Here is a 13,346-nt window from a genome sequence, read left to right on the forward strand (position 1 = left end):
GTGATCCTTCGGGCTAACCTCGACGGCGTCAACCGGACCCCACCGCGTCGACTCGCTCGCAGTGCGACTCTAGAGCCGAGATGTTATATATATCAGGATCTTTGGGGAGGAAGTCATGCGGAACTCCGATGTGGGGGCCCGGTGTTCAGCGCCGGGTCGGTCGGTCGCGACGGCGATCTCGTCGGGTTCGCCGACACCCGCGACCCGATGAGCACCGAGCACCACGGCACAGCCTGATTCGGGTAGCGCATGGCTATCTGGCGACCGCCCTTTGCCGGCGCCCTGAGCTGGGTCGCGGGCGTGCAATGGCCCGAAGGCAACGAAGACGCCATGTGGGCGATGGCCCAGGATCTGGAAGCCGCCGCCACCCAGGCTCGCGAGGCCATCCAGGACGTCATCGCGCTCAGTAACGCCACCGAGGTCGTCTACCCCTCCGGACGCGGCGGCGACGCGATGCGGACCTGGCTCGAACAGTTCCAGGGTGAGGACGGCTCACTCGAAAAGCTCGCCCTGTCCTACGAGGAACTCGCCGACTCCGCCGACAAGTTCGGCACCGAACTCCAAGCCACGAAACTCAACTACCACGCCGGACTGATGTGGTTCGTGGCCGAAATGGCCGTCGCCGCGCTGATGGGCCCCGGTGGCTTGGCCTACCAGTCCACCGTTATCGCCATGGCCCGCACCTTCTTTCAGCGGGTCGCGCGCGCCGCGCTGCAACGGATGGCGGCGCTGGCCGGTAAGCAGCTGAGCAAGGCGGCCGCCGAGCGCGTGGGCATCATCGCGGGCGCGCTGCTGTACGAAACCGTGCAGGAGTCACTCGAGGAGGTGTTCCAAGGAACCGCCCAGGAGTACGGCATCCAACGGTTCCAGGTCAGCCAAGGACACCTCGACCAGGTCGACGGCGCCAAGGTGTGGCAGAACGCCAAGATCTCGGCCGTCGCGGGCGCCGCGGGTGGCCTCACCGGCGGCATCCTCAACAGCGCGGCGACGAAACCGGTCGGAAAATGGGCGGCCGCCGGGCAGGGTGCCGCGATCGGTGCCACCGCGGGTACCGCGGGCGGTGCGGCTGCCTACGTCGCCACCGGCCTGGATACCAACAACTGGGAATTCGACCCACGCTCGATCACCAGTGGTGCCATCTCGGGTACCGGCCCCGGCGCCATCAACGGCTATCAGAACGCGGGCGACGGCAGCAGCTCCCGCACAGCCCCCGCACCGACGACGACCTCCCCCGCCCCTGGTCCCGACACCCGCACCAGCGACGCGCCGGGAGGCTCGAAGGCAGCACCCGCCTCGACGACCGAGCCGGCCACGCGCGAATCCGACGCGCCCCAGACCTCGACCCCGCCGAGTCCAACCATCACGAACAACTCCCCGGCCGTATCGTCGGCCACCACCAACACCACGACCAACACGCCATCGGCTACCAACAACAACGCACCGGCACCGACCCGCGCACCGACCGTCGGCACCACTAGCACCACCTCGAACTCGACATCCACAGCGGCACAATCGTCCTCGACGAACTCGACTACCTCGGCACCGACGACGACCGCCGCCCAATCGGCGACCTCGGCGACGAATTCCCCTGATACGACGCCATTGTCGGCCGCCTCGACGGGGACGACCGCTGCGGCGATCGACACCGCGACGACCTCGGCGACGAATGCCGACGTCGAGGCGACAACCAGCCAGCCCGCCGAACCAGCGAGCACCGTCCCCGTACCGGATACGACCGATCCGGCCGACGTGTCCCCAGCGGTCGTGGAGGCCGACGCTGCTGTCGCTCAGCCTGATTCAGTGCCACCGGTCGATATCCAGCCCGCCGACTCGACCTCACCGGCCCCGGTCACACCGGTCACCGAGCCCGCTACCCCGCACGCACCGGACACCAACAGCCCACTGACCAATCTGAGCTCCACCACTCCACTCTCGACCGCGATCCCGGCGGCCATATCGACTCCGGGGCCCACCCGAGCATCCGAAACCAGGCCACCGACGACACCACGGCCGGAACCCGGCGCCACCAGTACGCCGGACACCGAAGCGGTCGCCATCGAACACGCGTCGGTCAGCGAGAACGACACAACCACTGACGTTTCCGAAGCGGCCACCCACCGTGCCGCCGATATCGACAACCCGGAGCCGGTCGGCGGCCGTGGGCTCGATACCGCGGTAGTCCAGGCCCGAGCAACGGCATCGACCGAGGCGCCCGCGACCCGGGTGCCGGTGGAAACCGAACAGCGCGGCGCCGACCCCACCAACACCGTGCCCGACACTGCGAGGACCGATCCCGCCGCGCGAGCCACCGCAGCGAACGAACCGTCGTCCAGACCTCGCACCACCGAAGCCCCCGACGTCGCCGCCGGTCCGACCACCGAGAACACCGCGCGCACCGATAGCCCTACCTACGACGCCAGGCTGCCCAGCGGCGAAGGTGTCCGCCACCGACCGACCGGCACCGCCGTCGGCGAGGACCCCCATACCCATCGGGCCACCCAGAACCTGAGCAACGACGGTGCCCACGACGTGGTCGTGCACGGTCGAGCCGACGGCCTGCCCATGCCGGGTAAGCGAGTCCCCGTCCATCCGCAGGAGATCGTCGACGCGATCCGCGCCAACCCGCACTACCGTCCCGGCACTCCGGTGCGACTGGTGTCCTGCCACGCGGCCAATGGTTGGGCACAGTACGTCGCCGATCAGCTCGGCGTGGTCGTCACCGCACCCACCGACCGGGTCGGTGTCCCGCGCGAGCCCAACTCCGCCCCGGTGATCGACAACGGCGGTCGATGGCGCACCTTCCGTCCCCAGCGTGCCGACGAAACACCTTCGAACAGTGAGGAATTCACACAACAGCCGACTCGCGATCACGCCGATGCTGCGACGACACAACCGGAATCAGGCCGAACGGACTGGATGTCCGACGGCCCACCCCGCGCACCAGCCGCCACGCAGCTGCGACCGCCACCAGGAATGACGGAACTACCCGAGCCCGGGGTGGATGCCCGGTTGCTGGGGTCACTTGATCTGTCCGACCCGAGCGTCACCACCGACGACGGCGACCCGCCCGCGATCACCCATATCGACGGTGAACATGTCGACGACTTCTCCCGCCGACTCAGTGCCGAGCGCGGTGCGGCTTACGTGCGCGCCGCCGAGGTCGATCCCGCCGTCACCGCGGCGTACGAGGCGGCCAAGGCCACCGCTGCTCGGCTGGCCGCCGAGCAGGCTGCCGCGGGTGTCGGAGTTCGCACCGCGAAAGACGCACTCAGAGCGGCCGAGACCACCTTGCGCGACGCGACGGAGCAGCAGCGTCCAGCAGCCGAGGAGAACGTACGCGCGGCGCAATCGTCGATGCGTTCGGCGATCGAGTCCGCCAAACAGGCCAAACAAGCACTCCACGCGTTCGAGTCGACCGATCAATCGGCCACGGCCAAGACCGAATACGAGCAGGCCAAGAAAGCGACGCTGCCTGCCGCGAGACGCGGAAATGTCACCGCGATCACCATCGACCGCCTCACCGGGCGAGTCTACGAGGCCGCCAACGGTCCATCGACCTACACGATCCACCCCGACATGTTGCATCGCGCCCTCTACGACAATGTCGCGCTGCGCCAAGACCCCGGCGAGGTCCATACCAACCCCGACCACACCGCGTTCCCCCACGCCGATCACCCCCTCGGCCATGCCGAGATCCGTACCACCAACGCCGCCGTGCACGACCGCGAACTCCTCAACAGCACACCCGAGCACGCCGGGCGATACCCCACCGACCACGACGGCCTCGCGTCGATCCTCAACTCCCCGTTCGTGCCGAGAATCGCCGAGGAGGCGCCGTGCTGCGCGAACTGCACCCGCGTTCTGATCGGGACCGAGAGCACCGCGGGCCACATCATCGACGAGGGCGCGCCCAGGGTCGACCCGGTCCACCACGCCGACCTGGCCCGCGACTCCGAGGACGGGCGGCCGCGCAGCCCGCGTCTGGTCTCCACCGTGTACCCCGAAGGGCATTCGCATCGCACCGCTGATGACGACACCGACTGGATGTCCGACGACAGCGCGCAACCGGATCGGCAACCGCCGGACGACAGTGGGGATCTGACCGGCCCGTCCACCCCTGATCACGCGACACCGCACGTGCCGACGAATTCGGTGGTGCGCGAACGGCTTCGAACGTTGAGCAGGCAGATCACCGCCGCCGCGACGGAGCAGCATTCGGCCCGACGGCAACTCTCGACGCTCGCGCAAGAGCTCGGCATCGATCCGGGCAGGAGCGGCCCGCGAACACTGGCCGACGAGATCCGGTCCGCATCGCAGGCCCGAATTGATACCGCCGCACAGGTTTACGAGCAGCGACCGAGCACTCCGGACGACATGGTCCGCCATATCTACCGGCGTCACGCGGCCGAGCGCACGATCGACGCACTGGCAGCGCTGAACAACCGGGCGGAGCGACAGCTGGACCGGTACCTCCAGGCGCGCACGACCGAGAGCGAGCTACGCGCCGAGGCAGGACGGCGCGCGGTCGCCGATATTCTCACCGCGGCGGGAGCGGACGTCCGATCCGAGGGGGTCGGTGTCGTTCCCGGACGGCCGCCGCACGCCCTCGCCGTGTCGACCACCGACCCGCACTCGCTGCTGGACGACAGCCGTCGGCGCGAACTCCAGGACGCCGGGATCGGTGTCGAGTACCACCGGGTGGTCATCGACGACGCGGGCAACGTGCACGTATTCGACCTCGGCAGCTCGCAGAACCACACCACGCCACCGCGAATCCCCGGACCCGAGACCACACTCGGCGACCACTATCGGGCCGGTGATCGCGCGCTCGAGACGGCGCGGCAGCGGGCGGTCGAGCAACTCGAGGATGCCTACCGACGAGTCGTCGGCGAGACCCGACCCGAGTCGCCGCTCCGCCGCGACCCAGCGGTGTCACAGCGGATCGACCAGGCCAGGGCGGAAGCGCTCGAGCGGCTCCGGCAGACCCATCAGGCCATGGCGACCGAGCTGGACACAGCCACGCGAGAGGCGCTCGGACGGCTCGGCGAACCCACCTCCACACCCGCGCCCGATCCCGCCCCAAGTCAGGCCCCGGTGCCCGCCGCGCGAACCGGGACGCGCGCACGACTACGCCGGATCGTGACCGGGGTTCGAGAACGGATCGCGGAGTGGAACCAGGCGGTCGCCACCGCCAAACATCCCTCTGGTTCGGGCCTGGACGGCAAGGGCCAGAACGAGCTCTTCCATACGCCGTTTCGCGTCAGCGCCCAGACCGAGCACCGCAACCCCGGCGAGAAGGAGGCGTTCGCCGACGTTCAGGCCCCCAATATCGCACGAATTCTGCACGAGGCAGCGGTCCTGTACAAGAACCGAGAGCTGCTCTGGCGCAACTATGTCGGGTGGACGGAGGCCAGCTCGGACACGCCGCCCACGCGCCGTTCGGACGGTACTCCGTATCGGTACTGGAACGAGGGTGCCGTCGAGAATGCCGATGACCAGGAGTTCGTGCGACTCGAAGCCGAACGGACGGCGGCCATCTGGCGGCAGGTCACCCGACCGGCCGGGACCGATCCCGATTCCCGGGCCGAACTCGATCAGGTGGCCGTCGAGCAGAACCCCGAGTTGGCTCGCCGCCTACAGCGCGCCGCCGCACCCGCCACCGACGCCCTGTTCGCCGAGACCAATCCGGTCGATCCCACCCAGCTCACACCCGAGGCGCGCGCCGCGTACGCCGACGCGCTGCGCCACGCGACACTCCTGCGACGACAAGCCGAGGCACTCGACCTCACCCTGACCGACCTCGGTCCGGCCGGGCTGCGGCAGGCCGCCGCCGAACTACACGCGCGAAATGTGCGTCTCGCCGGTGCCATCGACGCGGCCGTGGACACGTGGCAACGGTTCCGCGGCGAGGACGCGCGACTCCCCTTCACCCGTGACGTCGACATCACCCGCAACAACTCGGGTTCGCGGCTGCTCCGTGAAATCGCCGGTGAGCAAGCGTCTTTCGTCGATCGTTCGGTGGCCAATCCAGCCAACATGGGCAGCGGCCCCGAGTTCTCTACCCCACAGGACGAAGCCGTCTGGCAGGCGGAAGCGGCCAGACGCACGTCGCTGCGCAACGAGGCCGCGGCGTGGGCGGCCTACCTCGACGTCGACGATGTCGCCGCCCTGGATGACGTCCGGACCCAGGAGCAGGTTCTGCGTGACCGGCTCGCCGCCGACATCCGGCAGTCTGCCGATTTCGTCCGGCGATCCGAACAGTATCTGCGCGTCCAAGCCAGGCTGGATGCCCTGACCGACGTCGATCGCGCGCCCGTGGCGCCCATCGATCCGCCCGCGCGCCTCGACCCGGCCGAGCTGGCACTGCCGAACGATATCGACCTCGCCGTGGTCGAGCTGGCGGGGCGATTGGGCATCGATCGCGCCGCCCTCGACCCCGCCCGAATTCGAGAGACGCTCGAAGCACTGCGTCGCGACAACATCATTCGAGCCGGACGCGTCGAGGCCTTGGCCGCGCTGGCCCATCACCAGGTGGCGTGGGCGGCGGCGGTCGCGGCGAACAAGTCCGAATCCGAGCACAACCAGCCGATGCCGGTCGTCGAGCCGGGGCGGCTCTTCCCGGTCCCGAATCGGATCGACTCCGACGCGTTCCTGCGCGCCATCGCAGGCGGCCACGATATCGCGACCGCCCTGAACTCCGCGCGGACCACGATCGATCCGAACGCGGACTGGCTGCGATTCGCCCTCGTCTACGACACCGACCTGAAATCACACGAGGTCGATGTCGTCGCTGCTGTCGTGCAAGCCGATATCGCCGTCCTGACCGATCGGCTGGCGCAGCTGGAGACCGGTGCCACGACGCCGGACTCCGCGCGAACGGCCGATCGACTGCGAGCCGAGATCGCACGCCGACACGACTGGCTCGACACCCTCCGCGCGACGACGAGCAAGCCGGATGCCGACCGAATCACCCGGACCCACCAGGAGATTCGCGCGGAGATCGTCCGGCGCGCCGCCGAGATCGAAGCGCTCGCGGACCTGACGACCCGCGCCGGTCCGTCCCCGCACCGCGCCGACCCGGCCGTCGGTCCCAACGCCGCGCCCACCGGGCACCCGCTGGCCGAGACCGCCCGCCGGCTCGTCGACCGGTTCAGCGCGACCGCCACGACGATCGTCGAGCATTTCGAACAGCTCGCCCACACCCTCGACGCACAGGCCGAGACGACACTGTCCAACGATGCCGCCTGGGAATCGACGGGCCCGGCACGCAGCCACGTCGCGACCACTCCCGAGGTGGCGGCGGACCTCGCCGACCTCGCGAACCGGGTCGAACACGCTGCGACACAGCGTGATTCCGCGGCCGACGCGCTCCGGGCGCGAGCGCGAGACCTCGGCCTCGATCCCGATATCCGTGGGCCCCGGCAAGCATGGCAGGCGATCACCGACCACCTCGGTCCCCGACGCGCCGCCGCCCGACAGGTTCTCGACCGAGGAGCGGGCACGGTCAGCGAGCATCTGGACGCGCGCGCCGTGATCGATGCGGCACAGCGCCACCAACAAGCCGCCGACCAGCTCATGTTCGACTACCTGCGGGCCCGGGATCACGTCGAGGACCTTCGCACCCAACTGTTGGCCCGCGCCGCCGCGGATGTACTCGAGGCGGCGGGCGCGCTCGATCACCACGCGGGCGTCGGTACGGTACCGGCCCCCACCGCGCAGGTGCTGGCGGTAACCGGCGATTCGGATCCACACCGCCGCACGTTGTCGGCGAACGACCATCGCCGCCTGCTCGCGGCGAATGTCGCGGTGACCTTCCAGCGCGTGCTGGTCGGTGAACGCGGCGAGGTCCATGTCGTAGAGCTGCGGCTCCGTGGCGGCAACGATCCGACCGCCGGTCCGATCGGGGATCCCCGCGTGCCGCCGCCGGGCCCGGTCAACCTGGCCGGGCCTGCGACGGAGCAGGGGCACCCGGATCCGACAACCCGGCCGGATTCGACCGAACGCCAGGCGAATCCGTCGACACCCGAGAACATCACGCGGGGACTGCTCCCCGACTTCAACCGGGTCGACTACGAGTTCTCGGTGAATCCCGTTCAGGCGCACGAGGATCCGGAACTACTGCAGCAGATGGAAGCGCTGCTGACCACACCGAGTGGAGGCTTCGAGACACACTTCGATCCGCGCACCCACCCGGCCGCGCGGCACGTCAACGGCGAAGGACCCGACGGTCCGGGACGGCTCAACAACTGCGGCTGGGCGGCCATGGCGGGGATGTCCACGTTCTTCGGTGATCCGAGGGTGGCACCGAGGATGCTGCCGGTCCTGGGCCCCAACGGGACAGCGGTGTATCAAGGCGGCCTCGATCGCGAATACATCAGCCGCTGGCTCGGTACCGGCTGGCTGCAGTTCGACCCGGCGATGAGTATCGAGGACCAGTACCGCGCACTGCACGATCTGGTCGCCGAGCTCGGGCCCGGTACCGCCGTCTACGTCGCCACTCGCTGGCAACGACTCGATCAGGACGGCAACCGCGTCTTCCGGCCCGACGGTTCGGCCCGCCTGACCGGCGGTCACGCCACACTCGTCGTGTATCCGCGAGACGCCGACACTCCCGTGTGGTGGGACACGCAGGAACTGACGGCGACCGACCGTCCACCGGCGAAGATGCTGCGCGAAGCCGGCACGCTGCAGGTCGGCATCGTCCGTGCGGACGGGTCGATCTTCGATCCCACGGATGCCGCCGACCACCGCATCGCCGCGACACAGTCGTGGACCGCGCTGCCGTCGACCGACCCGGTTCTGCGAACGATGCACGCCACGCTCTCGGACGAGCAACTCCGGGGTGCGTCGCCGACCCCATCGGAACAACCACCAGATCTCACCACCGCACCAGATCTCGGCACCGAGTCACCCGCGATCGCCACTCCCGGCTTCGACATCACCAACACCGTCGATACTGACGGCAACCCGGTCACCAGCCTCACCCTGCGCATCCACCTGCAGCAGACCGGCGACATCACCCCCGGTGAAATGGGCCGGGTCCGCGCCTCGACCCAACTCGCACTGACCGAGATCTTCGGCGCATCGGCGATCACCGAGCCTTCCCATGCGCTCGAACCTGCGGCTCCGCACACTCCACTCCAGCTCCCGACCGGTGCTCGCCTGCAGGTACGGGTCGAGTTCGTCGACCAACCCGGTGCCGCGCACCTGCGCACCCCGGTCTCGCGGATCGCGGGCCTCATCCCGCATGGCTGGGCACCGGACGCCACACCCACCGAGCTGGCCGAACAGATCCGCGACCACTTCGGACTCCAGCCCCACAACAACACCCACGACCAGGGCCTGTCGCTCGACGGCATGGAGCTGTACGAGCTACGCGACGAGATCAGCCACCGCATCACCGCCGCGAACACCCGTTGTCCGCTCCCCGCCATCGCCGACGCCCGCGTCCTCGGATTCCACCCACCCGTCGCGCTCGAACAACAGCACTATCAGGAAGACCTGCGGGCAGCGGCCCTGGAGGGCGACCACTACGTCTCGGGCTTCGACCCCCGCAGACACCCCGTCGCCGATCTCGTCAACGACGGTGGAACGACACGCGGCGGCCGCGAATCGAATTGCTGGGAAACCTCGGTCGCGGCGATCACGACCTTCTTCGGCGACCCCCATGTCGCTCGCGCCGCGCTGGCAGTCCCCGGCAGGAACGGTGTACCGGAATACCGAGCTATCGGTGACGACTCCGCTATCCGGCAGTGGCTCGGTGCCGACTCGATCGACTTCTCCCACACCGGATCCGACATCACCGAACACTTCGACCGACTACATGACCTCATCGCCGAAATCGGGCCCGGATCAGCGGCCTTCGTCGGAATCACCTGGCAAGGCGACGGCCAGGAACCCGGCGGACGCCACATGATGGTCATCGTCCACCCCACCGACGGATCCGGCCCCATATGGTGGGACCCACAATCACGTAAGACCTGGGATCGCGCACCCGCCCAGGTGGTGCGAAAGACAGCTGTTCTCACCGCGATTCCGCTACTGCCAGACGGGAGCCCTTACCGTGTCGCTACCGATACGCACCGAAGCCCAAGCCAGGGAATACATCACCCGGAGCCTCCCACTGGGCCAAGCCCTCGCGATGCGAGCATTCCAACAGGGCTGGGTAGCAACCCTGATCGAACCGGACCCCACCCGGCGACTGGGACTCCCGGTATTCGTTCTGAATTCCGAGACCGGCTTCATCTTCAAATACCCGAGCTGGGCAACGGATCTCGTGATCGCGAGCTATCAGCAAACACTACGGGAGGGCGCGCAACCGCTGGGCAGCCAGATCTTTCCCTTCCGCACCCGAATACACCTGCACCTGAACGAGGACAAACCGGACCGGGTGTGGTACCGGATGCACCAGGAATCGCTGACCGAACCGGGACAGACCGAGCCCGAGTACCGGCTGACCGTGTTCAAGAACAACCATCGGTATCACCCGACGACCTTCCCCGACGCGCGGGCGGCAGCCAAGATCCGGTACCTGTTCGAGACCGAGGGGAGCTGGCCACAGCACCTGACTCTCGACTACTGACCGACAACGACACCGCATCTCCCGACAAACCGTTCACGCTGAACCTCGCGCCGGACCGCCCGGGTATCGCCGAGGCCCACGCCCGGTACGGCACCGAAACCGTCGCCGGCGTCGCCCATCACGCGGACGACTCGGACCTGAACGATCTCGCCCAGCGAGTTCGCCGCGACGACAACTACTTCACCGCCGACGTCCATCTGAGCGACGACGGCGAAGCGATAATCGGCGGGCATCGTTACACCGCTGAGGAATACGGCGATCTGCTCCGTCAGCACACGAGCTGGGACGGTACGACGCCCGTTCGCCTCGTCGGCTGCGACGGCGCCGTCAACGACTTCGCCGCTCGACTGGCAACCCATCTCGGCACCGATGTCCTCGCGCCCACCGAACACGCGTGGACCGACGGTCACGGTCGCGTCTACACCAGCAGTGTCGAGATCGGCCCCGATGGCAACCCACGGCCGCGCATCCCACCCGACGGCCACTGGATGACCTGCCACCCGGACGGCACTGTTACCCGAACCGGGCTCGACGGCTTCGTCCCCGGCACCCCGGACGCTGATCGACGATCCCCGGATCCCAGCAGCGCCCGCGATCGAGGAAAGAAGAACCGCAACGCCACTGAACCAGCCGATTCGGTCGAACATGCCGATCAGATCGAGACGTCATCGACACGCGTCGAAGAACTCGCGCACGAGAGTCCACCGCACCGGGCGGAGACCAGGGCAACACCCACAAGCACCGAGTTCGTACCCGCGACTCCCGCGAATCCGCAACCGAGTCAGACTGTGCTTCCTGCCGAGTCGACCGAGCAGAGTGTCGATGACGTCGTCGACAACAACACCACCGTTCGAGAATCGTCGATAATCGCGCCCGATCTCTCGGCAATACCTCCGCTCGGCGATTTCATCTACGGATCCAGCGACAGTGAGCTACTCCACACTCTCTCCGCAATGAACGGCAGATATGGACCGTTCGATGTGAGAATCGACGAGGCCGAATACCAGGATGTCGACAACAGGTACGACATGCAGGCACAATTCAAGGTCATCGCGTCAGTTCACGATACGGAACTCGGCAAAGTCGGCATCATCAAGTATTTCATCTATGCAGACCACAACGGCAAACTGGCCCTCTTTCATCAACTCATCAAGTTGGACCCCATAGCGCAAGGGCGCAGATTTTCCGAGCATTACACGAATGCAATGAATGAGTACTATCTTCGATCTCACATACACCGGGTCGAGATTCAAGCAGCACTCGACGGGGGTGGATATGCCTGGGCGCGGAGGGGTTTTGATTTCGATCCGGACCCAAAGAAGTTGAAACTCTCCGTGTCCAACATAAAATCAAGGATTGGCGCGATATATGATGAGTGCTCACAAGCGGAGCGTTCACAATTGGACGAAATATTGGAGAGATTCAGCGGAGATATCTCCGAGTATCCTCGGCCGATAGAACTGGCAAACCTGGCCGGGGACGATGGTAAACTCGGCAAAAGACTGATGCGTGGCTCCGAATGGTGGGCGAGATTGGATATCGGAAATGCTTCCTGAGGAACGAGATTTTCTTAATGAGCGAGGCCGGGCCTCGGTGCACCACTTCTGGAACTTCGTCAAGGCACGAGATCTAGATTTCGACATGCGACTCTGGCCAGAAGATGTTCAACAAGTATTCGATACTGAAAGCCGGGAACTGTCAGCAGAGTGGCGACGCAAGGGCGAAGAGCTCGCGCAGCGATTGAAACCGCTGCGCGGCGTGCCACGATTGGTCAGTGTCTACGACGGCCGGGACGCATCCGGCCACCCCATCATCGACCGACCCACCGTGATGCGAAAAATCCACCCACTGTTGTTGACCTACCTCGAATCAGCCCCGATCATCCTCTCCGCACGCGGCTTCGGCGAAGACGAATTCGCGCCCGGTGATCACGATGTGCCACTGAACTTCCGCACCGATGGCACCTGGATCTGGGCCGGAGCTGTCCCCCATTACCTCCGTAAGCATGGCCTCTCACCCGAGCCCAACTTGACCCAGCACATCCTCGACAACGAATTCCAACTCGAAGAGGTGGACGAAGAGACCAAACAACGCGCGCTCGAGGTCATCACCGAACAATAATGCGATGATAGACCGCCTGGAAACGCATACTGCGCGGCTTCGAATGGTGGGGCAGAATCGAGTTGGAAAATGCTACCTGAGGACCGAGAATTCATCGCAGAACGCGAGAAGGCGATGTCGGATCACTTCACAGCCTTCGTCAAGAGGAACAGTTTGAGCCTGGACCGCACGCAATGGCCAGAGGATTTCGAAGACGAGTACTACTGCGAGTGGGTGGAATTGGACTCCGACTTGCACCGGAAGGCCGATATACGCGATGAACGCCGCAAAGCATTTACCGAAGCTCCCCGTGTCGCCCCCGTCGTCGACGGCTACGATGAAGATGGCCGCCCGCTCGACCGCCGCCCGCTGATGAACAAACTCCACCACCCCATGCTGAGCTACCTGGAATCCGCACCGGTCATCTGGTCGGAACCAGGATTCGGCGAGGATGAATTCGCCCCGGGTGAATTCGATGTCCCGCTGAACTACCGCACCGACGGAGCCTGGATCTGGGCCGGTGCCGTCCCGCACTACTTCCGAAAGCACGGTTTCCCGCCTGCCCGCTACCTCAAACGTCACATCATCGACAACGAATTCCATCTCGCCGAAGTCGATGAGGGAACCAGACAACGCGCGCTCGCGGTCGTCACCGGACAATGAT

3 protein-coding genes are annotated in these 13,346 nt (G+C 66.6%); all 3 read left to right on the forward strand.

Translation table 11 applies throughout. The features are described 5' to 3' along the window. Positions 1-249 precede the first annotated feature (249 nt). The 3 genes from ACFWPK_RS25590 (at position 250) to ACFWPK_RS25600 (ending at position 13,345) form a co-directional block, all read left to right on the forward strand. A complete protein-coding gene (locus ACFWPK_RS25590) occupies positions 250-12,138 on the forward strand; it encodes a toxin glutamine deamidase domain-containing protein (RefSeq protein ID WP_378919844.1) in 11,889 nt (3,962 codons plus the stop codon). Next, entirely contained in the window at positions 12,128-12,703 is a 576-nt protein-coding gene (locus ACFWPK_RS25595; RefSeq protein ID WP_378919846.1) for a hypothetical protein, read from the forward strand. Before ACFWPK_RS25590 ends, ACFWPK_RS25595 begins: the two co-directional genes overlap by 11 nt. 153 nt (positions 12,704-12,856) lie before the next feature. Next, positions 12,857-13,345, forward strand: coding sequence for a hypothetical protein (locus ACFWPK_RS25600; protein WP_378919848.1), 489 nt, complete (start codon positions 12,857-12,859; stop codon positions 13,343-13,345). Position 13,346: the final 1 nt, after the last annotated feature.

The sequence above is a fragment of the Nocardia sp. NPDC058519 genome, from assembly GCF_042719755.1.
GTDB lineage: Bacteria > Actinomycetota > Actinomycetes > Mycobacteriales > Mycobacteriaceae > Nocardia.